We start from the raw sequence: 24,701 nt of genomic DNA, 5'->3' as shown, positions 1-24,701 counted from the left end.
GGTTCTGGGGTTGGCGTCGGGTCGTGACGGCGGGTGATCGTTACGGTATGCCGGAAGCATGCGGTAGGCGCAAGGCCGAACGGGCCGACGATCAGTCCTCCCGTGTGACCGGTGCCTGCCACAGAGCCGCAATGGCGTCGACCAGGCCGTTCGCCGCCTCGCGCCAACTGGCGCGGAAAGTCGGCTCGTTGCCCGCAAGAGCTCGCTCGCGCTCGGCGACCATCTGCGTGACGAGATGACGCGTCATGGCGGTGCGTTCGGCGTGCACCTCGGCCGGCAGGTCGGGCAGACAGCGATTCAGGCCCTCCTGCAGTTTCTGCACCGACGGCGAGGCGGCCGCGAACTCCTCGGTCGTGACGGCGCGCAGGGCCGGGTCGGCCGTGACCTGGGCGATGAAGCGGCCGTACCAGCTGGGGGTACCCAGGCTCTCCACGTGCTCGGTGACCGGACGGACCGCGCAGGCCACCCAGTCCCGCAGGTCGGCCGAGTCGCCGATGTCGGACAGCATGCGCACACGGCCGGCCTCTATCCCCTCGGCGTGCCGGCGGGCGATGGCGCGCACCAGGTCGATCTTGGTGCCGAAGTGATAGCTGACCGCGGCGTTGTTGCCCTGCCCGGCGGCTTCGCTGATCTGGCGGTTGGCGACCGCATGCACGCCGTGTTCGGCGAACAGTCGCTCCGCCGCTTCCAGGAGCGCCTCCCGCGTCGCGCTGACCTGCTCGTCCCGCCTGGTCCTACCGGACATCGTCACCACCGCTTCGGGACATCGCATCGATCCGCGAGGGCCCGTCCCCCAGGCCGTCGCGGATCCTCGACCGGATCGGCGAGGTCGAACGACGAAAGCGTACGCAATGGCACGGCCGGTTCAGGCCGCCCTCCTCCACGATCCCTCCACGCAGTGTTCCCGCCGGATTCAGTCGGCCCGACTTGAACCCGACCACCCCTCGGAGTAGATTTTAAATCAACCCGTTGATTTAAAGCTGGCGGGTTCATTCCACATCTGCCTGCTTCAGACGGAGACCAGCCATGTCCGACACGCCCACCCGCCCCGCGGACACCACCGCGTCCGCGCCCCCGAATCCGAACGTGATCGTGGCTGTGCTGGCCTTCGCCGGGATCGTGGTCTCGCTGATGCAGACCCTGGTGATCCCGATCGTCCCGGAGCTGCCGAAGTACCTGAACGCCTCGGCCTCCGACACCGCCTGGGCCGTCACCGCCACACTGCTCGCCGCCGCCGTCGCCACCCCCATCGCCGGACGCCTCGGCGACATGTACGGCAAGCGCCGCATGCTCCTCACCAGCCTCGCGATGGTGACCGCCGGCTCGTTCGTCGTCGCACTCAGCGACTCCCTCACACCGATGATCATCGGACGCCTTCTGCAGGGCCTCTCCGCCGGAGTCATCCCGCTCGGCCTCAGCATCATGCGCGACGAGATGCCCGCCGAACGGCTCGGCTCGTCGACCGCCCTGATGAGCGCCTCGCTCGGCATCGGCGCCGCCATCGGCCTGCCCATCGCCGCTTTCGTCGCCGACAACTTCGACTGGCACACCCTGTTCTGGACCTCAGGCGTCCTCGGCGGCCTCGCCCTCGTGCTCGTCGTGACGCTGGTCCCCGAGTCCAAGGTGCGCACCGGCGGCCGCTTCGACCTGCTCGGCGGCATCGGCCTGGCGGGCGGACTGGTCGCCCTGCTGCTGGCCATCTCCAAGGGCGGCGACTGGGGCTGGGGCAGCGCCACCACCCTCGGCCTCTTCACCACCGCCGTGATCGTCCTGCTCGCCTGGGGCTTCTTCGAACTGCGCACCCCCCAGCCACTCGTCGACCTGCGCACCACCGCCAAACCCCAGGTGCTCTTCACCAACCTCGCCGGCCTGGCCTTCGGCTTCTCCCTGTTCGCACTCCAGCTGATCGTCCCGCAGCTCATGCAACTTCCCGAGCAGACCGGCTACGGCCTCGGCGAGGACCTGCTCGCCGTGGGCCTGGTCCTGGCGCCCCAGGGCCTCGTCGTCATGATCGCCGCCCCCCTGTCCTCGAAGATCTCCAAGGCCTTCGGAGCGAAGTACACGCTGATGATCGGCGCCGTCATCGTCGCCACCGGCTACGCCCTGAACATCTTCATGATGAGCGAGATCTGGCAGCTGGTCCTCGTCTCCTGCATCGTCGGCGCCGGCGTCGGCTTCGCCTACGGCGCCCTGCCCACGCTCATCATGAGCGCGGTGCCGGTCTCCGAGACGGGATCCGCCAACGCCGTCAACACCCTGCTCCGCTCCATCGGCAGCTCCCTCGCCAGCGCCGCCTGCGGAGTCGTCGTCTCCCAGATGACCATCGACTTCGGCGGCCACGCCCTGCCCTCCGAGGACTCCTTCAAGGTGATCATGGCCATCGGCTGCTGCGCCGCCCTCCTCGCCCTGCTCCTGGCCTCCTTCCTCCCCCGGCGGCGCGCGGCCGCCTCAGCACCCGGGACGCCTGCCGAGACGGTCACCGCAGACGTCGCGCAAAAGGCTTAGACCCCGCTCCGACCGGCTCGGCCGGCACGGGGACCCTGCCGGGCCGCATCGCCCGGCCTGCGTCGGATCCGCCCCGCTCTGTTCCTCGCGGGACGCCACAGCACGCACGTGAACCCGCCCTGCGGCGGCGGTGGCCGGTGTTCCGGTCCGGGCGGTGAACAGGCGGGCGGCGGCGCGGGCGACGTCGGGGCCGTCCGGGCGCATCAGGATGCCGGAGGCGGCGATCGCCCCGCGGAACAGACACGTCGTGCCCATGAGGTCTGCTCCTGACACTTCAACGGCGCTTGAGGATCGGCCCCACGCCGACCTGGCGCAGCCGGGCGGCGGCGAGGCCGTGGAGTGGTCGAGCGTCCGGTCATGCCCGTCATCCAAAATCTAACGTATATAGAATTTAGCGGCTAGGGTGATCGCGACACCGCCACCCCTCACGACCGCACATCGAAGGGCCGCACATGACCATCAACATCAATCCGGTCATCCCGGGCTTCCATCCGGATCCGTCCGTCTGCCGTGTCGGCGAGGACTACTACCTGGTGAACTCCAGCTTCGAGTACTTCCCCGGGGTCCCGATCTTCCACAGCCGCGACCTCGTGCGGTGGGAGCAGATCGGCAACGTCCTGGACCGGCCGAGCCAGTTCACCGTGCGGCTGGGCCGGGAGGGAGCCAGCGCGGGCATCTACGCGCCCACCATCCGCTACCACGACGGCGAGTTCTGGATGGTGACCACGAACCGGGAGGACGTGATGAAGGGTCACCTGATCGTCCGGGCGAGCGACCCCGCGGGCGAGTGGAGCGAGCCCGTGTACACGACGGGCGCGATCGGCATCGACCCCGACCTGGCCTGGGACGAGACCGGCACCTGCTACCTGACCTGGGCGTTCCCGGGAGGCATCCATCAAGCCACCGTGGACCCTGCCACCGGCAAGCTGCTCTGCGAGCCGCGCCTCGTCTGGAGCGGCACGGGTCTGGCCCATGTGGAGGGCCCGCACCTGTACCGGCGCGGCGACTACTGGTACCTCCTGGTGGCCGAAGGCGGCACCGGACCGGGGCACGGGGTCACCGTCGCCCGCTCGCACTCCCCCTCCGGACCGTGGGAGCCGCACCCGGCCAACCCGGTCCTCTCCCACCGCAGTTCCCCGCACCCGGTGCAGAACACCGGCCACGGCGACCTGGTCGAACTGCCCGACGGCACCTGGGCGATGGTGCACCTGGGCGTACGGCCGCGCGGGTCGTTCCCGGAGTCCCACGTCAACGGCCGCGAGACCTTCCTCACCGGCGTGGACTGGGTCGACGACTGGCCCCTGATCGTCGAGGACCGCTACGACGTCCCTCAGGCGCCCACCGCCTTCACCGACGACTTCGACGCCGAGCGGCTCCACCCGCGCTGGATCGCGCCGGGCGCCGACCCCCGTTCCTTCGCCGTTCCCACCCCGGGCGCGGGCCTGCGCCTGTCGGCCGGCCGGACGCCCGAGGGCCGCGAGGCCGAGCGGCTCCTGGCGGTCCGGGCCCGCGACTTCTCCTGGACCGCGACCGCCACCCTGCCCCAGGGCGACGCGGCTCTCGTCGTGCGGATCGACGACGCCCACTGGGCCGCCGTGGAACGCCAGGGCACAACCGTGTCGGCGCGCGCGGTCGTCGGCCCGTTCGACCAGGTGCTGGCCACCGCCGAGGGCATCACGGCGGACCACCCGCTCGCCCTGCGCGCGGTCGCCAACACGCAGCAGTACAGCTTCGCCAAGGGACCCGACGACATCCACCTCGGCTATCTCGCCGACGGCGAGTTCCAGACCCTCGCCGCGATCGACGGACGGTACCTGTCGACCGAGGTGGCCGGCGGCTTCACCGGCCGGGTGATCGGCGTCGAGGGACTGGGCACGGACGCCCTGGTCACGCGCTTCACCTACGCTCCCGACCCGGACCCGGTGCCGGCCACCCCGATGGCGATGCCGCCGTCCGCCGACTCCTGACGACTACCGGGACAACACTCGAAGGGGCGGGCCGGACGCGATCGTCCGGCCCGCCCCTTCGGCTGAGCGCGCTCATCGGTCGTGAGCGATGTCCGCTCTCACCTCCCGGTCTTCAGCTCGCCCTGGCTCTGTTGCTCCGTCCGCCACCAGTCGCTGGTGATGTTGTCGCCCTCGATCTGGTGCGGTGCGGTGGAGGCGTCCCCCAGGAGGTCGGGGCGCAGGTCGGGGGTGCGGCTCAACGGGTCGCCTCCAGGATCTCGGTCAGGTCGTCGGTGGTCACGGGGACGCCGGGGAAGTGCAGGTACTGGCGGGCCGGGATGGACGCGACCATCTCCATGAGGTCGCTGTCGGCCTCGGCCTGCCGGCGCTGCTCCTCGGTCGCCCCGGCCATGAGAGCCTCCTGGAGCAGCGGACCCGCGACGGGGTGCGCGAACCAGTCGCCGATCGCGGAGTCGAGGGTCAGGGCGGTGGCGGCGGCATCACCGGCGAGGGTGATCTTCTGTTCGGCGACGACACGAGCGGCACTCTCGCCGATTTGGATGGTGTACTCGCCCGGGGCCACCGTCCAGCGGCAAGCCTCCACGTCGTAGTAGGCGAACGCCCGTCGCTCCAGCGGGAGCTCGACCGTGCGGGACTCACCCGGCGCCAGAGAGATCTTGGTGAAGGCACGCAGTTCGCGCACCGGACGGCGTACTCGCCCGGCACTGGTGGCGACGTACACCTGGACGACGTGCTTGCCGGCCCGCTCGCCCGTGTTGCTCACCCGCACCCGGACGGTGGCGGTGTCGTCGTCGGTGACGTCGACCGTCAGCTCTTCCGTCTCGAAGGTGGTGTAGCTCAGTCCGTGTCCGAAGGGGTAGCGGACGGCGCGGCCGACGGTCTCGTAGTGGCGGTAGCCGACCATCACCCCCTCGCCGTAGCGGACATGGCCCGCTTCACCGGGGAAGGTGAGGTAGCTGGGGTTGTCCTCCAGGCGCAGCGGGATGCTCTCCGCCAGTCGGCCGGAGGGGTTGACGGCGCCGGTCAGAACGTCGGCGAGGGCGGCCCCGCCGGCCTGGCCGAGCAGCCAGCCCGCCATGATCGCGTCGACGTCGTCGTGCCAGCCCTCCAGGGACACCACGCCTCCGGTCGAGAGCACGACCACCGTGCGCGGGGCGATGGCCGCCACCGCCCGTACCACCGCCACCTGGTCGGCGGGCAGGTCGAGGTGCTCACGGTCGGAGCCCTCCGTGTCCCCGCGCAGACCGACGAAGACCACGGCGACCTCGACCCCGCAGGCGGCTCGGGCGGCTTCCTCGCGCAGCGCCTCGGGGTCGCCCGTCCCGTCGGTCGTGAACCCCGGCGCGTACGTCACCGGGTGACCGAGAGCCCTGATCGCCTCCAGCGGGGCGTCGACGCGGGTGGCGGCGACGAGGGAGCTGCCGCCGCCCTGGAACTGGGGTCTCGCGGCGAACTCGCCGATGACGGCCAGGCGTACGCCCTCCGCCAACGGCAGGGTGTACTTGTCGTTCTTCAGCAGGACGACGCAGTCGGCGGCCGCCTCGCAGGCCAGCGCGTGGTGCTCGGCGGCGGGTACGGCGGACTCGGCGTCCGGGGTCGCGGCCCGTCCGGCGAGGGCGGCCACCCGCCGTGCGCTCGCGTCGACCAGGGCCTCGTCCAGGCCGCCCGCACGCACCGCCCGCACGACCGCCGCGTCATGGACGGCGTCCGGACCGGGCATCTGCAGGTCGAGGCCCGCGGCCAGGGCCGCCACCCGGTCGCCGACGCCGCCCCAGTCCGAGACCACCAGCCCCTCGAAGCCCCACTCCTCCCGCAGAACCTCGGTGAGCAGCCGGCGGCTCTCCGCGGCGGGGACGCCGTTGATGCGGTTGTAGGCGGCCATGACGATGGCCGGGCGCGCCTCGGTCACCACGCGTTCGAATGCCGCCAGGTAGATCTCGCGCAGGGTGCGCTCGTCGACGTCGGCGCTGATGCGCATCCGGTCGGTCTCCTGGTTGTTCGCCGCGAAGTGCTTGACGCTCGCCGCCACGCCCTGGCTCTGCAGGCCGCGCACGAAGGCGGCGCCCAGGGCCCCGGACACGAGCGGGTCCTCGGAGTAGTACTCGAAGTTGCGTCCGCACAACGGGGAGCGCTTGATGTTCACGCCGGGGCCCAGGACGACGTCGACGCCGTGCGCGCGGGCCTCTCGGCCAACGGCCTCCCCGATGCGGGCGGCGAGTTCGGCGTCCCAGCTGGAACCGACGGCGACGGCCGGCGGGAAACAGGTGGCGGGCTCGCTCGCATGGAAGCCCAGATGGTCGGCGCCCGCCTTCTGCCGGCGGATGCCGTGCGGGCCGTCGGTCAGCACCACCGCGCGAACTCCCGCCCGGTCGAGCGGCTGAGTGGACCAGAAGTCCCCTCCCGAGAGCAGGGACGCCTTCTCCTCCAGGGAGAGGGCCGCGGTGTCGAACTGCTGCATGTGCGCCACCTCAAGGTCACAGAAATGTTTCCGTGTTGAAAATCTACCATTCAAAAAAATTCAGAGCTAGCCTGCGCGCTGGGAGCACAAGGGCTCCATCCGCACAGAAGGCCGGGTGCCGCATGACACTCAACGTCGAGTCACCGGAGCGCGAGGAGGAGACCGGCAAGTCCGGTTTCGGCGCACGGTTCGCACTCATCCTGATCGCGCTGCTGTGGGCGTCCCAACTGAACGGCCTCATCGGCCTCATGGGGTCGAACGCGCAGGCCGAGATCGCGGTCCATTACCACACCACCGAGATCGCCTGGTTCAGTCAGATCGGCCTGCTGGTCGGCGTCTTCTCGACGCCGTTCATCGTCAAGTGCGCAGGCATGTTCGGCACAAGGCGCCTGCTGATCGTCATCACCACGCTCGGCCTGGTCGGCGACCTGGTCACCGCCCTCTCGACCAACTTCGAGACCCTGCTCGTCGGGCGGGCCATCGCCGGCTTCTACGGTCCGTCGATCGCGCTGGTCTACGCACTCACCCGGGACGTCTTCCCGCCCAAGCTGGTCGGTCCCGCCAGCGGATTCCTCGGCGGCGGCATGGGCGTGCTCGCCCTCGGCGGACCCTTCCTGTCCGGCTGGGTCCTGGACGACTTCGGCTACCGCGGCGTCCTGTGGTTCATGGTGATCGCCACCGGGATCAGCCTCCTGGCCCTGCTCTTCATCGTGCCCGAGAGCCAGGTCCGCGAGCCCCGCACCCCGGTCGACTGGGTCGGCGGAACCCTGCTGGGCGGCGGTCTGGCGTCCGTCATCTACGGCGTCGGCAAGGGTCAGCAGTGGGGCTGGACCAGCGGCGACACCCTGTCCTTCATCGGCTTCGGCCTGCTGGCGGTGATCGGGTTCGTCCTGGTCGAGCGCAAGGTCGCCCACCCGATGTTCCCCATCACCCTGCTCGGGCGTCGCCGGGTGTGGTCGACGTTCCTGGTGTCGAGCCTCATCATGGGCGCGATCTTCGCCCAGGGCACGGTGCTCAACCTGCTCATCCTGATGCCGAAGATCCCGGGACTGTCCGACGGCCTGGGCTGGACCGCCACCAAGAACGCCTGGGTCGGCGCACCCAACAGTGTCCTCCTCATCGCGGTCTCGGTGGCGACCGGCATTCTCGTCCGCCGCTTCGACTCCCGTCTGCTGCTCGGGATCGGCGGCACCCTGGTGGCCGTCGGCGTCTGCCTCATGTCCCAGTTCCACCACAGCGTCGCCCAGATCATGACGATCGGTGTGTTCAGCGGGGTCGGCATGGGCATCGTCGTGGCCCTCGTCCCGATCATGGTCATCGAGTCGGTCAGGCCGGAGGAGCAGGCGCTGGGCAACGGCGCGCAGAACATGATGCAGGGCGTCCTGCAGGGTGTGATGACCCAGGTGGCGTTCGTACTCGTCGCGCAGAACAGCAACGTGATGAAGGGCACCGCCTTCTACGTCGACGACAGCTACAGCAAGGGGTTCCTGCTGTTCGCCGGCGTGATCGCGGTCGGCACCCTGTTGATCCTCCTGATCCCCAAGGCCAAGAGCCTCAAGGAGGCAGAGGTCGGCCAAGCGGCCTGACGGCCCCGCCTCCTGAACACGGCCCCCCCACGCCTTCTCGGCCGGCTCCGACACCTCGTCGAAGCCGGCCGAGGCCACGAGGGGCTCCACACGAGGACATCACCGGGATCGGGGAGTGACGGCGCTGGACACACTCGCGGCCCTGCCGCACGGCGCGGACACTCTGGAGGTGCCGGCCACGTTGTGCACCACGGGCTCGTTGCGCACGGCCGCCGCGTCCGTGCACCGCCATCCCCATCCCCATCCCCATCCCCATCGCCGCCCGACCGGCGCGGGCGGAGTCCCATCCGGGCTTCTCCTTCACTACTCCCGCGGGTCGTCTGCGCCTCGAACTCGCGCTGCTCCTGATGCCGGAGGCGAACCCGGTCAGTCGGCGGCCTTCTCCTCCCGCCCGGAGTCGGCCGAAGGCGCCAGCATCCGCGTGAACGTCTCCGCGATCGCGGCGATGTCCACCGTGGGGTCGTGCATCCACTGGATCTGCAGGCCGTCCAGCACCGCCAGCACCACCCTTGCCAGGTGCTCGGCCGGTTCGTCCGCCCGGATCACCCCGGTCCGCTGCTGCTCCTCGAAGTCGCGCGTGACTTCGGAGGCGATCGTGCGGTAGCGGTCGTGGAAGTAACTGTGCGCAGGACTCTCCGGGTCGGTCGCCGCCGCGGAGAGGGTGACATACAGCTTGGCCAGCCCGGGATGGTTGGTGGTGTGCCGGGCGCTCGCCGCCATGCCCTCGACCATGCTCGCGCCCTCCACGGCGGCGCCGGTGCTCGCGGCCTTCCCCATCACGTCGCGCCGCTCCAGCACCGCGAGCAGCAGGTCGTCACGCGTGGGGAAGTAGTACGTCAGCGCCGGCTGCGTCACTCCGACCCGGTCGGCGATGTCCTGCAGGGAGGCTCGTTCGCCGTGCTCGTCGATGGCCTCGTAGGCGGCCTGGAGGATCTGCTCCCGCCGCTCGGCGCTCTTGCGGTAGGGGCCTCGTGGCTTTCGCTGACTGGTCACTCGGGGGCCTCGTGGCTTTCGCTGGTCCGTCACTCGTCAGACCGTACTTCACACGACTCGTCCGGCAGAGGCCCTATGGCCTGCACTGTTGCGGAAATCGGCCACGCGCGGGCTGCGCCGTTTCGCCGGCGTCATGGCATGGCGAAGCGGGCGCGCCCATCAGGTGGCACGCCCGCCCCGTCTCGTCGACACGGTCGGCTGCCGGGGTGTCAGGCACCGGCGGCCGACCGGCCGATCTGATTCCTGTCCGCCCGTGTCAGGGTCGGATCGGACAGGTCTGACCGACCGTCACCGTCGCCGCGCAGGGGAGTGCGTCGGCGGCGAGGCCGGCCAGTACGGTGACGTCGCCCGGCTCGATGCCACGACGGCCGTCGGTCAGGGTGTAGTGGAGCCGTTCCACCGGGGCTTCCACGACGAGGGTCCTGCTCTCCCCCGCGGCGAGGCCCACGCGTTCGAACGCGATCAGCTGCCGCACCGGGCGGACGACGCTCGCGAACTCGTCGCGCGCGTACAGCTGCACGACGGTCTCGCCGTCCACGTCCCCGGTGTTCACCACCGTGAGCCGGGCCCGGATCATCCCGTCGGCCAGTTCGACCGCCGGACGGTCCTCCCGCTCGTCGAGCGTGACCTCGAAGGTGGTGTACGACAGCCCGTGGCCGAACGCGTAGAGAGGGCCCTGGGTGTCGAGGTCGCCGTAGCCGTGCCGGGTGCCGGTGGGGTGTCCGTAGCCGCTGCCGTGGTGGTGTCCGTGGTAGAGGGGGATCTGGCCCAGGTGGCGCGGGAAGGTGCTGGGCAGTTTGCCGCTGGGGTTGATCAGGCCGAACAGGGTGTGCGCGATCGTGGTGCCCGCCTCCTGGCCGAGCAGCGGCGCGAGCAGGACGGCGTGGGAGACCGATGCCGCCTTCTGCAGCAGCAGCGGGCGGCCGGAGACGACCACGGTCACGAGCGGCTTGCCCGTGGCGGCCAGGTGCTCCAGGAGATCCTCCTGGTCACCCGGCAGGGAGGGCGAGGCCGTCGACTGGCCCTCGCCGGCGGTGTTGTTGCCGACCCACCCGGTGCGCTCGCCGAGCACGGCGAGGACCAGGTCGGCGTCCGCGACGGCGGCGCGCACAGTGGCGGCGTCGAGCGAGTCCTCCTTCTCGAACCGGCCCAGCGACACGAACTCGATCTTCGCGTCCTGCTCCCGCAGGGCGTCCAGGACCGTGAGCGCCTCGGGGTGCAGTTCGCGGGCCACGCCCTCGAAGACGGGGTCCATGCCCGGCATGCGGGTCTGGAAGATGTCGGTGAACACGAAGGACGCCGGGTCCACGCCGGGCACCTTGCCCTCCATGACCGCCATCATCCCCAGCGGCATCTCGGCGTTGGAGACGGAGGTGTACGCGCCGAAGTGGATGCGCAGTTCGTCGGCGGCGGGCCCGACGACGACGATGCGACGCTCGCCGGGTGTCAGCGGGAGGATGCCGTCGTTCTGGAGCAGGACCATGCCGCGGGCCGCGAGGGCGCGGCGGACCTCGGCGGCCTCCTCGCGGTCCGGGCGCACCGCCGGCGCGGGGGCCGGGCCGAAGCCGGGGACGAGTCCGACGCGGGCCTTGACGGCCAGGACCCGGGCCACCGCGAGGTCGACGACCTTCTCGTCCAGGCGCCCTTCGGTGACCTCCTCCACCAGGGAGGCGTAGTTGCCGTTGCCGGGAAGTTCGACGTCCAGGCCGGCGGACAGTGCCTGGACCGCCGCCTCGCCTGCGGTGCGGGCGGTGCGGTGGTGGGTGCGGAGCATGTCGACCGAGTCGTAGTCGCTGACCACCAGGCCGTCGAAGCCGAGGGTCTCGCGCAGGAAGTCGGTGAGCAGCCAGCGGTTCGCGGCCGCGGGCACGCCGTCGATCTCGTTGTAGGAGTTCATCACCGACCTCAGGCCCGCCTCCGTGATCGCGCGGCGGAACGGCTCGGCGTACTCGTCGACCAGGGCGCGGCGTCCGAGCTGGGTCGCCGCCTGGTTGAGGGCGCCCTCCGAGGATCCGTAGCCCAGGAAGTGCTTGCCGGTCGCCAGGACACCCGGCTCGGACTGCGCACCGCGCACGAACGCGACGGACATCTGCGCGGCCAGCTCCGGGTCCTCGCCGTATGTCTCGTGCACACGGCCCCAGCGCGGGTCGCGGTTGATGTCCATGACCGGGGAGAACATCAGCTGGATCCCGGCGTCGAGCATGTGCGCGGACGTCACGGTCGCGGCCCTGCGGACCAGTTCAGGGTCCCAGGTCGTGGCCTGCGCCCAGGCGGTGGGGAACTGCGAACCGGAGGCGTGCAGGAAGCCGTTGATGCCCTCGTTGTGGACCAACGCGCCAATTCCGAACGGGGAGACCTCGCGGACGACGTACTGGATCTGGGCGAGCAGTCCGCGCATGCTATCGGCGTCATGGCCCAGGAACCACGCCAGGGACAGATGTCCCACGCCGTGGGGACGCATGTCCTTGATGCGCAGCGGTTCGACGGCGGGGCCGGCCTCCGACTGTGTGAACAGGTCGGCGGCGCTCAGACCGGCGAGCTGGGCGACCTTGTGTTCCAACGTGAGCCGGGAGACCAGATTCCGGATCTCGTCGGGGCTCCATTCACCAGTGGCCATGTTCAGGTTCTTTCGTTCGGGGGTGGTCGGGCGGGGACGGACGGTCGCGGAGGGTCGCGGACGGTCGCGGACGGTCGCGGAGGGTCGCGGACGGTCAGGGCCAGCGGATGAAGCCCTCGTGTCGGACATGCCAACTGCTGTCGCGCGGGAAGCCGGGACAGTCGGCGTCGGCGGAGTCCCAGCCGGCGGCCATGAGGGACACCGCGGCGAGCAGGCCGCCGTTGGCCGGGTTGTAGAGGGGCAGCAGGCTGCCGAACTGCGGGTTGTGGCCGACCGCCGAGTACGTGTTCCTCGGGGTGTCCCTGAGCAGGGCGTCCACCGCGAGGTCGGGGCGGCCGACGCGGGTCGCGGTCATCGCCATGGCCGGGAAGTCCCAGCCCCAGGCGGTGTCCCACTGCCAGTCGTCCAGGACATCGACGAGGGTTGCTTCCATGGTGGCCGCGTCGACGAGCGGGCCGGCCGGGACGACACCGAGCGCGCACAGCAGCGAGGGATGGTCGTCGCGGCGCAGATACGGCTCGGTCGCGGTCGCGGTGTAGCGCCCGTCCCTCTGGTGCGGTGCGGCCAGGTGGTCCTGGATGTGCTGCCAGTGCTTGTTCCGCTCCAGGCCGAGGCGTTCGCGCCAGGACTGGGCGATTTCCAATCCGTACCACCAGTAGGCGAGTTCGAAGGTGGGGTCCTCGGTGGTCTTCGCGTCGTAGAACTCCTGGGCGGGCATCACGGGCGCGGGCAGGTGGTAGGTGCCGGAGCGCTCTTCGACGAAGGAGGCCATGAACCGGGCTGTTTCCTCGACGAGTTCGGCGAAACGGGCGACCAACTCCATGCGTTGGTGCTCTGGTCGGGCGCGGTGGAGCAGTTCGAGGAGGTAGAGGGGGTGTGGTTGCTGCCAGACGAGGAGTGCGCCGATGTCCGACGGGCTTTCCCGGCCGTCGGGGCCCACGTGTTTGGGCCAGCGGGCGCCCTCGTAGCTCTGCCGCCGTGCGGTCTTCCGCGCCGAGTCGAGGATGGACAGGTACCAGTCCATGCTGCGGGCGAGCAGCGCGGGGCGGCCCCAGGCGGCGAAGTGGGCCGCGTGCCACCAGTGCATCTCGAGGTGGAACTTGCCGCCCCAGGAGTTGGCGACGAGTCCCGACTCCTGGGGCGGGAGCGCGCCGGAGCCGTGCACGGCGGTCAGATACTGCGACAGCACGACGCGGCGCTCCAGCTCCGCCGCCCGCGGATCGGTGCTGCCCGCGAAGTCGACGGCCGCGCCCGAGGTCCAGAAGCCGCGCCACCACGCTGCGGCCGTGTCGGCCACGGATGCGAACGTGCCGCTGCCGGGGTCGCCGTCGGGAGCGAATCCGGCAACCAGCTCCAGTGTGTCCGCCGAGCCGGTCAGCACGAACTCGTGGGGTTCCCCTGTCGCGGAGAGAATGCCCTGGCTCCAGTCCGTTCGGACCGCGTAGGTCGTGTCGTCGAGCACCCGCCGGATCAGGGCCGTCCGCTCCCCCGCGCTCTCCAGTACCGACTCGTGCCGGTCGGGCGATGCCCAGTCGGAGGTCTGGAAGAAGCCGTCGCTGGCGTAGGGGAACCGCAGGACGACGCCGGCGAGGCCGCTCGCGATCAGCTTCGACTCGATGCGGAAGGCGACTCGCGCGTGGTGCGGGTCGGCGACCGTGGTGACTCTCACCTCCTGACCGGCGTACTCGAAGCTGCTGGTGAGCGTGCCCGACCACAGGTCGAGCCGTTGGCGTGGGTTCGCGAGGGCTTCGGGGCAGGTCTCCGGCTCCGCCCCGGGGGCGGTGCGCAGCAGCAGCCCGATGCGTCCGAGGTCGATCCGCTGCGGGTTCGTGTGGAGCCAGGCTCCGGCGCGGAACTCCTCGGCCGGCTCACCGCTCATCATCGAGGCCATGTCGAACTTGTCGGGGTATTGCACCGGCCCGCGTGCGGTGTGGTAGGTCGACATCGCATCGTCGAGGACGAATCCGTCGGGGTTGGGCATCGAGTGCCAACCCCAGTTCGACATGGTCGCGTTGGTGACGGCGAGGCGCTGCTCGGCGAAGGCTGCGGACTGGTCGTGGTAGGCGACGAAGGTCTGCATGCCGGTGATGTCGGCGGTGTAGGCGAAGTCTCCGTTTCCGACCGTCAGCACGTGGGAGGGGTCGGGGCGGGTGATCTCGACGGCATGGCGACCGACGAGGGACTCACGGTCGATCATGGTCATCGTTCCTTGCGGGGCATGTGCGGGTGCGGTTCGACCGTGACGACGACGTCGACCGGGTCGCATCCCTCGGCCGTCGCGGTGAGGCGGATCTTCCCGGGACCGGTGGGCCGCAGGACGGCCAGCGCGCGTCCCTCGTAGGTGAGGCGGTCCGTGGTGTCGAACCGTTCCTCGGTCCACGGGTCGGCGCTGCCGAGGGCGAGCAGAACTCCGGCTCCGGTGACCTCGACGGACACGCGACGGTCGGCGGCGGTGTGGACTGTGCCCTTCGCGTCGGTGAGGGTCAGGGTGACGTAGGACAGGTCGCCGCCGGTCGCCCGGATGACCTCGCGGTCGGCCTCGGCGTTCAGCCGGACGGGGCCGTTGGCCCATTGCAGGCTGGTGCGGCCGGTCTCGGCTCCGTCCCGGTAGGCGACGGCGACCAGTTCCCCGGGCACGTAGGCGATCTCGAACTCGGTGCGAAAACGGTGCTCCGGACCGGCGGGCCGTCGTCCGAAGGAGTTTCCGTTGCCGAGGAGTTCGACCTCGTCGGCGTCGCTGTAGACCTCGACCGTGATCGGGGCCCCCTCGGAGCCGGGCCAGGCCCAGCTGGAGACGGTGTCGCTCCACGCCCACGGCGATCCCGCCCACGTCCTGCCGTGGTAATCGGGCCTCCTGACGGCGATGTAGGGCTCGGCGCGCAGGCCGAAGACGATCTCCCGGTAGTAGGAGGCGGGCCTGCGGTGGCCGGTGATGTCGATGTCGCCGCAGCCCGCCACCAGGTACGGGTACGGCGCGTTGTGGCCGGGCTGCTGCCTGTCCCCGTCCTCGCTGACGTACTGGGGTCGGCCGATGCCGACCTCGCCGAGGTAGTCCCAGCCGGTCCAGGTGAAGTCACCGATGACGTGGCCGTACTGCTTCACCAGCCGCCAGTTGCCGTCGATGCGGGTGGGGAAGGTCTCGGTGCCGAGGATGATCCGGTTGGGGAACAGGTCGCGGTCCAGGGCGTAGCGGGCCTCGGCGTAGTTCATGCCGGCCACATCGAGGACGGCGAAGGACTCCGCCGTGCGCTCGGTGACCAGCTCCGAGGAGCTGACCGCGTTCATCGCGTCGCCCGCGTCGGCCATGAGGGTGTTGATGCCAGCGCCGTCCTGCGCCGACTGCTCCAGCACCTGCTGCTGGAGTGCGCCCAGCTCGGACAGCACCGCCAGCATGCCGTTGACGGCGTTGGTGACATAGCGCGTCGGGTCCAGGGAGCGGACCTTCTCCGCGAGCCTGCGGCCCCATGCGGCGCCGAAGGGCGAGCCGGTCTCGGGGATCTCGTTGCCGATCGAGTACATGATGACGCTGGGATGATTGACGTCCTTGGCGACCATCGCCTCGATGTCGCGCTCCCACCACTCGGGGAAGTTCAGGCTGTAGTCGAACTCGGTCTTGCCGGACGTCCACACGTCGAACGCCTCGTCCACGACGAGCATGCCGTGCCGGTCGCAGGCCTCGAGCATCGCCTTGCTCATCGGCTGGTGGGAGATGCGGATCGCGTTGAACCCGGCGTCCTTGAGGAGTTCGACCCTGCGCTCCTCGGCACGGGCGTAGGTCGCCGCGCCGAGGATGCCGTTGTCGTGGTGGATGCAGGCGCCGCGCAGTTTCACGGTCTCGCCGTTGATACGCAGTCCGTGCTCGGGGTCGAGTTGCAGTGTGCGGACGCCGAAGGTGACCTTCTCCTGGTCCACGTCCCCCAGGGCCAGGTGGCAGTCGTAGAGGGTCGGCGCCTCGGGGCTCCACAGGGCCGGGAAGGGGACGTAGAGACGCTGGCGGACGGTAGCCGCCTCGCCGGGCAGGACCGTCACCCTCGACACGTCGCTCGCGACGACCGCCCCGGACGCGTCCCGTATCTCCGTGACGACGGGGAGCGTGTGAACCTCGATCGAGTCGTTGGCCACCTCCGTCGCGATCTCGACGACGGCGCGCGACGCGTCGATGTCAGGGGTGGTGACCCGGACCCCGTCGGGCACGATCCGGACCACCTCGCCGACGAGCAGCCAGGTGTCGCGGTAGATCCCGGCGCCCGTGTACCAGCGAGAGTCGCGGTGGGCGCGGGCCTCGACGCGGATCTCGTTGTCCTCGCCGAAGCGCAGGAAGCGGTCGGCGTCGATGCGGAAGTGCGAGTAACCGTAGGGCCGTTGACCCGCGTAGTCGCCATTGATGTACACGGTGGCGTCGCGGTACACACCTTCGAACTCGACGAAGATCCGCTTTCCCCGGGACTCCTCCGGGACGGCGAAGCTCTTGCGGTACTCGAAGACGCCGCCCGGGAAGTAAGCGCCCGCCGCGCCCTCCATCGTGACCTCGTCCGGGGCGGCCCGCTGCTGCCCGATCATCGCGTCGTGCGGAAGCGTCACCGGCCGGAACGGGACTACCTGACCGGCCAGTTCGGCGAAGGGGTTGACCTTGGGCCGGACCTGCCAGCCGTCATTGAAGGACGTGCGGATCATGTGGACTCCATGAGTTGTCGGCTCGCCGCCGCAAGGGGCCGCGCACGCAGCCCGGCGTCACGCGATACGCCCCGGCGACCCCGCCTCGAGTGACCGCGATGTTTCAGCGATCGAAAATCTACCATTCAAAAAAATTAACGGCCAGAGCGGTGCGCACGATCTTCCGAACCGCGCCCCTCCAGAGCAGGTCGGGACCGTCCACGGCGCGACCGGGCTCTCGGAGTCGGCGCGGCTGCAGCACCGCCGGAGCGCGGACACCGCCGAGAGACATGGCCACTCACGCCGGAGATCAGGCTGCGGGTGCGGGCCGCCGGCCGAAGCGCATGGCGTCGACAGTGCGGCGACGGTCTCCCGGTAGCGGAAGAGGCCCTGCGGCAGTCGGCGGGCGGCAACTGCCGATCCGCTGCGGGCACCACGAACACTCCGAGCACGGCACACTCGCCGATCCCAGGTCGGGTCGGGAGTCAGCTCGGCTCGGGAGCCAGGTCAGGTCGGGAGTCAGCTCAGGTCGAGAGTCCGGTCAGGTCGAGAGTCCGGTCAGGTCGAGAGTCCGGTCAGGTCGAGAGTCCGGTCAGGTCGAGAGTCCGGTCAGGTCGGGACGGACGGACCTGCCGTGGGTCCCGCACCATGGGGCCGGCATGTCGGCGTGTGCGCCATGACGGGCGGGGCACACACTTGCGCACGGCCGGCCGCTCACTCGGCGTCGTCGCGCAGGAGCAGGTCGAGCAGCCCGGGGAAGCGGGCCTCGAACTCCTCGCGGCGCAGTCGGTTGACCCGTTTGGGCCCCTCGTCGCGTTGTTCGACCAGACCCGCGCCGCGCAGCACCGAGAAGTGATGGCTGAGCGCCGCCTTGCCGACGGGCACGTCGAAGCTGCCGCAGCTACGTGTCCAGTCGGCGGAGCCTGCCAGGTCTCGGATCAGCTGCATGCGCACAGGATCGGAGACCGCGGACAACGCTGTGAGCACGGACACGTCCGCGGGATCCGTGTGGACCGGTGCCGCACGATGGCTACCGCCCGCTGCCTGGTTCGACATGCCTCTCCCGTCACCACGCGCACCCTCCATGGGGGCCGCGCCGAGCATCTCTGCCGCTTGCCGAGTGTTCGATGGATATCTTACAGTCCCAGTGTTCGCTTCCCATTGAACACTTCTCTGCTTGAACACTTCTCTGCTGAACACTTCTCTGCCCTGAACACTTCATCGAATGGCGGGTTCCGCATATGCGCGCAGTCGAGTTCCAGGAGTACGGCGCCCCCGAGGTGCTGCGGGTCGTCCAGGCCGAGATCCCCGAGCCCGGGCCGGGTCAGGTCACCATCGACGCGGCGTACGTCGGCGTGAACTTCGCCGACCTCAAGGCCCGTGCCGAGGGCTACCGGGTGCAGTCACTGCCCTTCCGGCCCGGCCTGGAGGTCTCCGGGCGGGTCCGGGCCGTCGGCGAGGGGGTCGAGGGACTGGTTCCGGGCCAGGAGGTCGCTGCGCTCGTCGGCGGCGGCGCCTACGCCGAGGTCGTCGTCGCCGACGCGGTCACGGTCTTCCCGCTCCCGGCGGGCCTGGACCTGCGGACCGCCGCCGCGCTCCCCACCGTGGTGCCGACCGCGCACGCCCTGCTCCACGAGGTGGGCAGGCTGCGCGCCGGGGAGACCGTGCTCGTGCACGGAGCGGCCGGAGGCATCGGCACCGTGGCCGGGCAGCTGGCCCGGGCGGCGGGCGCCGGTGCGGTGTACGGCGTGACCTCCTCCGCCGCCAAGGCCGAGTACGCCCTCAAGCACGGCTACGACGAGCTGTTCACCGCCGACACCTTCGCCGACGGCGTCCGCCGCGCCACCGGCGGCAGGGGCGTCGACCTGGTGCTCGACCCGGTCGGCGGCGACACCCTGCGCCGCGGCCTCGACGCGCTGGCGGTCTTCGGACGTCTGGTGTCCTTCGGCAACGCGAGCGGAGCCGAGCCGTGGCAGGTCGGGCAGCCCGAGCTGTACGCGCAGGGCCGTTCTGTCGGCGGCTTCTCCATCCTCGCCCTCGCGCAGTCCGCGCCCGAGGCTCTGCGCGCACTCGCCGAGCGGGCCTTCGCCAAGGTCACCGACGGCACCGTGAACCTGCCGGTCACCGCGGAGTTCCCGCTGACGGAGGCGGCCGAGGCGCACCGGCTCATGGGCGGACGCACATCGACCGGCAAGCTGCTGCTGCGCGTCGCCGACTGAGGAAGCAGGTCGCGCACAGACCCTGCGTCCTGCGGCCCGCGGCAGGGCAACGGAAATTCACGAAACTCGGACGAGGAATGACTCAGAACAGCGTGGCCCAGGGGTTCTCCGGGGCCGTGGGGAAGATACCCGCGCCCGGTCTGGTGCTGGGCGGCGTGTGCGGAATCCAGTTCGGCGCAGCCTTCTCACCGCGCATCTACCCGCAGGTGAGTGCTCCGGGCGTCGTGTTCCTGCGACTGCTGATCGCGGGCGTGCTCCTGTGCCTGCTCTGGCGCCCACGACGGCAGGCCTTGACCTCGGTCAGCGGCGCCTGGTGGACGGTGATCGGCGCCGGGGCCCTTCTGGCGGCCCACCATCTCGCTTTCTACGAGGCGGTGAAGCACATCCCTCTGGGGGCCGTGGCCACGATCGAGTTCCTCGGCCCGTTCGCCATCGCCCTCGCCGGATCGCGTCGGGCGGTCGACCTGCTGCCCGCATGCCTGGCGGTCGGCGGTGTCGTTCTGCTCGGCGGGGGCGGCATCCCGCTCGATCCCGGCGGCCTCGCGCTGGCGGCGGTGGCGGCGTGCTGCTGGGCCGGCTACATCCTCGTCTCCTCCCGCATGGCCAGGCGCCTCAGCGGCGGCCAGGGCCTGGCGGTGGCGGTGCTGATCGCGGCACTGCTCAGTGCCCCGTACGGCATCACCCACGCCGGGACCGCGCTCCTGGACCCGCAGGTGCTCTGGGTGGCCGCGCTGGTGGCGGTGACCGCGAGCGTGCTGCCGTACTCGCTCAACCTGGAGGCGCTGCGCCGGATCCCGCCGCGCGTGTTCGGTGTGCTGACAAGTCTGGAACCGGCCGCCGGCGCCGTCTTCGGGCTCCTCATCCTCGGGCAGCGGCTGGCCTGGCCGCAGTGGCTCGGCATCGCCGCGGTCGGCCTCGCCTCCGTCGCGGCGACCTTTCTGGCGGCGGCGGAACGACCGAGGTCCCGCACGGTCGCGCAGAGCGAGCCGAGCGACACGCGCCCGGGCGAGAACCCCGTGGACCTCGGCGCGAGTGATCGGCGAGTTACGACACCGTAAATCTATACATCAAAGAATTTAGCGATTAGGGTTTCCCCCGTTCTCGTGATCCGCCCCCGCACCAGGAGCCGAGCACCATGGATCCCCGCGATTCCCCGCCCCCCGCATGCTGCGCTCCCCGCAGCGGCAGAGCGCCCGGTCCGCCGGTGATCGTGCCGGCGGTCGCGCGCCGCGTGGGCTCCCTGGACGGCATGGTCCGCGTCCCCGGCAGCGAGTTCCTGATGGGGACGGACGACACCGAGGGCTTCCCCGAGGACGGCGAGGGGCCGGTCCGCCCGGTGCGCCTCAGCCCGTTCCATATCGATGTCCACGCCGTCAGCAACGACCGGTTCGCCGAGTTCGTCGACGCCACCGGCCATATCACCGAGGCCCAACGCATCGGCTGGTCCTACGTGTTCGCCGGTTTCCTGCCCGCCGCGCTGCGGCGCGGCGCGCCGCGACCGGAACGCACGCCATGGTGGTGCGGGGTCACCGGGGCCCGCTGGGACCGTCCCGAAGGCCCGGGCAGCACACTGAAGGGCCGCGGGGACCATCCGGTGGTGCACACGTCCTGGAACGACGCCGCCGCCTACGCAGCCTGGGCGGGCAAGCGACTGCCCACCGAGGCCGAGTGGGAGTACGCGGCCCGCGGCGGCCTGGAGCAGCGGCGCTACCCCTGGGGCGACGAACTCGACCCCGGCGGCGAGTACCGCTGCAACATCTGGCGGGGCGCGTTCCCCACGAAGAACACCGCCGCCGACGGCTACCGCGGCACGGCCCCCGTCGACGCCTTCGAACCCAACGGATTCGGCCTGTACAACACCTCCGGCAACGTCTGGGAGTGGTGCGCCGACTGGTGGTCCGCCGACCACGCCGCCGACCCGGCGACCGACCCGAAGGGCCCCGCGCAGGGCCGGGACAAGGTCATCCGCGGCGGCTCGCACCTGTGCCACAAGTCCTACTGCAACCGCTACCGCGTCGCGGCACGCACCGCCAGCGCACCCGACGGGGCCGGCGGCCACACCGGGTTCCGGTGCGCCCGGGACGTCTGAGCACCTGCGACCGACCCGACCGCCGCCTCGCCGAAGGAGCACCCCGGCATGAAAGCCATCATGGTGATGTTCGACAGCCTCAACCGTCACATGCTGCCGCCCTACGGATGCGACTGGACCCACGCCCCCAACTTCGCGCGGCTGGCCGAGCGGACCGTCACCTTCGACAACTGCTACGCGGGCTCGATGCCCTGCATGCCGGCCCGGCGCGAGCTCCACACCGGCCGGCACAACTTCCTGCACCGCAGCTGGGGCCCGCTGGAGCCGTTCGACGACTCCATGCCCGAACTCCTCAAGCGCAGCGGCGTGTACACGCACCTGGCCAGCGACCATCCCCACTACTGGGAGGACGGCGGGGCGACCTACCACGGCCGCTACAACACCTGGGAGTTCTTCCGCGGCCAGGAGGGCGACGCGTGGAAGGGACACGTCGCCGCACCGCTCATGCCCGAGGACGTGAAGGAGATGCGACAGGAGGGCTACCGCCAGGACTGGGTCAACCGTCAGTACATGCAGACCGAGGACCGCCACCCGCAGACCCTCACCTTCGACGCCGGTCTGGAGTTCCTGCACACCAACCACGCCGAGGACCGCTGGTTCCTGCAGATCGAGACCTTCGACCCGCACGAGCCGTTCTTCAGCCACCGGCAGTACAAGGACCTCTACCCGCACGACTACGACGGCCCGCACTTCGACTGGCCCGACTACCGCCAGGTCACCGAGACCGACGACCAGGTACAGCACGCCCGGCTGGAGTACGCGGCGCTGCTGTCCATGTGCGACAGGTCGCTCGGCCGCGTCCTGGACCTGATGGACGAACACGGCATGTGGGACGACACCCTGCTGATCGTCAACACCGACCACGGTCTGCTCCTGGGCGAGAAGAACTGGTGGGGCAAGTCCGTGCAGCCCTGGTACAACGAGCTGGTCCATCTCCCGCTCTTCGTCTGGGACCCCAGGGCGGGCGTCACCGGCGCACGCCGCGAGGCGCTCGTGCAGACCGTCGACCTCGCTGCCACACTCCTGGAGTTCTTCGGCGTGGACCGGCCCGCGGACATGCAGGGCGTCCCCCTGCCGGTCGCCGCCGACGAACCGGTGCGCGAGGCGGGCCTGTTCGGGATCCACGGCGGGCACGTCAACGTCACCGACGGCCGCTACGTCTACATGCGCGCGCCGGCGTCCGTGGACAACGCCCCCTTGTTCGAGCACACCCTGATGCCGACGCACATGAAGGGACGTTTCACGCCCGACGAACTGGCCGACATCGAACTCGCCGATCCCTTCTCCTTCACCAAGGGCGTGCGCACCGTGCGGGTGACCGGACGGACCTTCTTCAACCCCTTCCAGTTCGGCACACTCCTGTTTGACCTGCACACCGATCCGGAACAGCGCTCGCCGATCGTCGACGACGAGGCGGAGCTCCGCATGGCGAACCTGCTCCTCGACCTGCTGCACGCGAGCGACGCACCACCCAGCCAGTACGAACGCCTCGGCCTGCCCGCCGAGGGCCCGGCAACCGAGGAGCACCTCCTCGTGCGGGCGCAACGTGACCAGGCCGAACTGGCCCAGGAACCGCTCCCCCGCCCCGAGGACTACCCCGCCGGCCGTTTCTCCCTGCGCACTCCGCTCGCCGCCCTCGTCTCGGACCCCAAAGCCGTAGAGGTGCTACGCACCCACGCGCCCACCCTCGTCGACACCGAGCTCCTCCAGATGATCGGCACCACGTCACTGATCTCGCTGGCCGCCATGTCGACCTCGTTCCCGAAGAAGACACTCCGCGTGCTCGCGGAGGAGCTCTCGACGCTCTGAGGGGTTGCGGCACGGCACGGTCTCAGCGGTGTGGCGGCCACCGCTGAGGCCGTGCCGTGCGACGCGGCGGACGTCACCGTCCCAACCCGGCGGCGAGCCGGAACGGCTCAACGAGCGCGGCGCGCGGGTGATCGTCCTGGATCTGCCGACCGTCGGGCCCGGGCCTCTGGGCAATACGAGGCTTCAGTATCCGATCGTGAAGCGGCGCTGCACGAACCGCGGCAGCTCCGCCTCGTCGACCAAAGCGACCGCCGCGTCCTCCGCCGAGATGCGGCTGCGCCCCTCCGCGTCGCGGACCGCCTGGTCGCCGCCGATGCGGAAGCGGCCGGTGCGCTCGCCGGGGGCGATCTCCTCGGCGGGGCTGAAGTAGGTCCACAGCCGGTTCGAGGTGCGCAGGACGTCGAAGCCGTCGCGGGCGCCGCGCGCCGCCGCCGCGTAGGCGCGGGGCAGCCCGAGCTGATCGAGGGTCGCGTGCATGCGCTCGTCCGAGTCGGCGAGCACCAGCCCGGGCTCGACCTCCAGGCTGCCTGCGCCGCCGATCACGATCAGCCGGGTCCGCTGGTGGCTCTCGAGCGCCTTCAGCAGGGCGCGCGCCACGGTGGAGTGGGTCGAGGGGTCGGCGATCGAACGCCGGACGGTGTCCGCGAAGTCCTTGGCGGCGTTGCCGGGCTGGTAGGCGCTGACGAGAACGTCGAGGCCGGGCAGCACGGCCATGATGCTCGCCGCGTCCAGGACGTCGACGCTCGCCCAGGTGATGTTCTCCCGCTTCTCGTCGGCCTGCGGCCGCGACGCGTCTCGGCTCAACGCCCTGACGTGATGCCCCCGGTCGAGGGCCTCGGTGACGACCCGGCTGCCGATGGTCCCCGTGGCCCCGACGACTCCGATGTGCATGGTTCTCCCCTGTGCATGCGGATAGGAAGGCGCGGCCAACACGATCGACTGCGCGCCGTGCCGTGACTATACGCCGTGAAGTTTCTGTACGGCACTCGATTTCAGTGACGCTGTAGAGTGTCCGGGTGGCAGGTACAGCGAGCAGGGCAGGAAGCACGACGGGGCGACGCGAGCGTCTGCGGGCCGAGACAACGGCCGAAATCAAGAGTGTGGCGCTGGAGTTGATGGCCTCGGGCGGGCCCGAGGCCATCACCCTGCGGGCCATCGCCCGCGAGATGGGCATGACGGCCAACGCCATCTACGGCTACTTCGCCACCCGCGACGACCTGGTCACCGTGCTCATCAAAGACGTCTACACCGAGCTGGCCGACGCCGTGGACACAGCATGGGAGAGCGCCTCCGCCGAGGGTCCGGCCACCCGGATCCAGCGCTGGGCCGACGCCTTCCGCAACTGGGCCCTGGCCAACCCCGAGGGCTTCCGGCTCGTCTACGGCGATCCCGTTCCCGGCTACGACACCCCGCACGGAGGCGCCGCCCCGGAGGCCGCCCACCGGGTCTGCGCCGGACTCACCGCGCTGGCCGCAGCCGCCTGGCCGCACGCTCAACACCTCTATGAGAGCAGCGAGTTCGAGTGGTCCGACTTCGACGCCGGGCTCGTCGACAAGGTCCGCGCGGACTTCCCCGGTCTGCCGCCCGCCGCCGTCGCGCTCGCTCTGCGCATCTGGGGGCGCCTGCACGGCCTGGTGTCACTGGAGGTCTACGGCCATCTGCGCACCCAGACCACCAGGCCGGACAAGCTCTTCCGGGAGGAAGTGACCCAGCTCGTACAGTCGTTGGGCGTCCCGCTCCGCAGCTGAAATCCCGCTGTGTGCAGCTCGGCACATGCAGGATTCTTTGCACCACCAGGTCTTCCG

17 protein-coding genes are annotated in these 24,701 nt (G+C 70.5%); 8 read left to right on the top strand and 9 right to left on the bottom strand.

Annotation, left to right across the window (positions count from 1 at the left end; genetic code table 11):
- Positions 1 to 91: 91 nt before the first annotated feature.
- Complete coding sequence (locus ABZ725_RS41765; protein ID WP_358807583.1) at positions 92 to 745, bottom strand: TetR family transcriptional regulator; 654 nt, start codon at positions 743 to 745, stop codon at positions 92 to 94.
- A gap of 281 nt (positions 746 to 1,026) precedes the next feature.
- Here ABZ725_RS41765 and ABZ725_RS41760 point away from each other — a divergent pair, with 281 nt between their 5' ends.
- Together ABZ725_RS41760 and ABZ725_RS41755 are read left to right on the top strand one after the other, a co-directional pair.
- Positions 1,027 to 2,505, top strand: a complete 1,479-nt coding sequence (locus tag ABZ725_RS41760; RefSeq protein ID WP_358807582.1) for an MFS transporter — start codon at positions 1,027 to 1,029, stop codon at positions 2,503 to 2,505.
- A 452-nt stretch (positions 2,506 to 2,957) separates the two neighbouring features.
- Entirely contained in the window at positions 2,958 to 4,472 is a 1,515-nt protein-coding gene (locus ABZ725_RS41755; protein WP_358807581.1) for a family 43 glycosylhydrolase, read from the top strand.
- A 98-nt stretch (positions 4,473 to 4,570) separates the two neighbouring features.
- Here ABZ725_RS41755 and ABZ725_RS41750 read toward each other — a convergent pair whose 3' ends face one another.
- Both ABZ725_RS41750 and ABZ725_RS41745 read right to left on the bottom strand, forming a co-directional pair.
- A complete protein-coding gene (locus ABZ725_RS41750; protein ID WP_358807580.1) occupies positions 4,571 to 4,711 on the bottom strand; it encodes a hypothetical protein in 141 nt (46 codons plus the stop codon).
- Positions 4,708 to 6,930, bottom strand: coding sequence for a glycoside hydrolase family 3 C-terminal domain-containing protein (locus ABZ725_RS41745; protein WP_358807579.1), 2,223 nt, complete (start codon positions 6,928 to 6,930; stop codon positions 4,708 to 4,710). The genes ABZ725_RS41750 and ABZ725_RS41745 overlap by 4 nt, the downstream gene beginning before the upstream one ends.
- A 122-nt stretch (positions 6,931 to 7,052) precedes the next feature.
- Here ABZ725_RS41745 and ABZ725_RS41740 point away from each other — a divergent pair, with 122 nt between their 5' ends.
- Complete coding sequence (locus ABZ725_RS41740; RefSeq protein WP_358807578.1) at positions 7,053 to 8,516, top strand: MFS transporter; 1,464 nt, start codon at positions 7,053 to 7,055, stop codon at positions 8,514 to 8,516.
- A gap of 366 nt (positions 8,517 to 8,882) precedes the next feature.
- Here ABZ725_RS41740 and ABZ725_RS41735 read toward each other — a convergent pair whose 3' ends face one another.
- From ABZ725_RS41735 to ABZ725_RS41715, 5 genes are all read right to left on the bottom strand, one after another.
- Positions 8,883 to 9,509, bottom strand: a complete 627-nt coding sequence (locus tag ABZ725_RS41735) for a TetR/AcrR family transcriptional regulator (protein ID WP_358807577.1) — start codon at positions 9,507 to 9,509, stop codon at positions 8,883 to 8,885.
- Between the two features lie 256 nt (positions 9,510 to 9,765).
- Positions 9,766 to 12,126, bottom strand: a complete 2,361-nt coding sequence (locus tag ABZ725_RS41730; protein ID WP_358807576.1) for a glycoside hydrolase family 3 N-terminal domain-containing protein — start codon at positions 12,124 to 12,126, stop codon at positions 9,766 to 9,768.
- Between the two features lie 94 nt (positions 12,127 to 12,220).
- Positions 12,221 to 14,323 carry a hypothetical protein gene (locus tag ABZ725_RS41725; protein WP_358807575.1) on the bottom strand — a complete coding sequence of 701 codons (2,103 nt, stop codon included), beginning with the start codon at positions 14,321 to 14,323 and terminating at the stop codon, positions 12,221 to 12,223.
- A gap of 2 nt (positions 14,324 to 14,325) precedes the next feature.
- The gene (locus tag ABZ725_RS41720; protein WP_358807574.1) at positions 14,326 to 16,800 is read right to left on the bottom strand and encodes a glycoside hydrolase family 2 TIM barrel-domain containing protein; all 2,475 of its coding nucleotides are present in this window, start codon (positions 16,798 to 16,800) and stop codon (positions 14,326 to 14,328) included.
- A gap of 693 nt (positions 16,801 to 17,493) precedes the next feature.
- Complete coding sequence (locus tag ABZ725_RS41715) at positions 17,494 to 17,835, bottom strand: helix-turn-helix transcriptional regulator (RefSeq protein ID WP_358807573.1); 342 nt, start codon at positions 17,833 to 17,835, stop codon at positions 17,494 to 17,496.
- A 185-nt stretch (positions 17,836 to 18,020) separates the two neighbouring features.
- Between ABZ725_RS41715 and ABZ725_RS41710 the strand changes: the two genes are divergently transcribed.
- The 4 genes from ABZ725_RS41710 to ABZ725_RS41695 all read left to right on the top strand — a co-directional run bounded on the left by ABZ725_RS41710 (position 18,021) and on the right by ABZ725_RS41695 (position 22,896).
- Positions 18,021 to 18,998, top strand: coding sequence for a zinc-binding dehydrogenase (locus ABZ725_RS41710; protein ID WP_358807572.1), 978 nt, complete (start codon positions 18,021 to 18,023; stop codon positions 18,996 to 18,998).
- A 77-nt stretch (positions 18,999 to 19,075) separates the two neighbouring features.
- The gene (locus ABZ725_RS41705; RefSeq protein WP_358807571.1) at positions 19,076 to 20,056 is read left to right on the top strand and encodes an EamA family transporter; all 981 of its coding nucleotides are present in this window, start codon (positions 19,076 to 19,078) and stop codon (positions 20,054 to 20,056) included.
- A 191-nt stretch (positions 20,057 to 20,247) separates the two neighbouring features.
- Positions 20,248 to 21,087, top strand: a complete 840-nt coding sequence (locus tag ABZ725_RS41700) for a formylglycine-generating enzyme family protein (RefSeq protein WP_358807746.1) — start codon at positions 20,248 to 20,250, stop codon at positions 21,085 to 21,087.
- A gap of 48 nt (positions 21,088 to 21,135) precedes the next feature.
- Positions 21,136 to 22,896 (top strand): sulfatase, encoded by a 1,761-nt coding sequence (locus tag ABZ725_RS41695; protein ID WP_358807570.1) that lies wholly within the window; start codon positions 21,136 to 21,138, stop codon positions 22,894 to 22,896.
- A gap of 183 nt (positions 22,897 to 23,079) precedes the next feature.
- Here the strand turns inward: ABZ725_RS41695 and ABZ725_RS41690 are convergent, their stop codons facing one another.
- The gene (locus ABZ725_RS41690) at positions 23,080 to 23,787 is read right to left on the bottom strand and encodes an NAD(P)H-binding protein (protein ID WP_358807569.1); all 708 of its coding nucleotides are present in this window, start codon (positions 23,785 to 23,787) and stop codon (positions 23,080 to 23,082) included.
- A 125-nt stretch (positions 23,788 to 23,912) separates the two neighbouring features.
- On the opposite strand from ABZ725_RS41690, the gene ABZ725_RS41685 reads away from it, so the two are divergent.
- Positions 23,913 to 24,644, top strand: a complete 732-nt coding sequence (locus tag ABZ725_RS41685; protein WP_358807568.1) for a TetR/AcrR family transcriptional regulator — start codon at positions 23,913 to 23,915, stop codon at positions 24,642 to 24,644.
- The last annotated feature ends 57 nt before the right edge of the window (positions 24,645 to 24,701 follow it).

The sequence above is a fragment of the Streptomyces sp. NPDC006872 genome (assembly GCF_040635845.1).
Classification (GTDB): Bacteria; Actinomycetota; Actinomycetes; order Streptomycetales; family Streptomycetaceae; genus Streptomyces.
The sequence above is the reverse complement of the archived record's forward strand: the minus strand, read 5'-3'. Positions and strand labels throughout refer to the sequence as shown.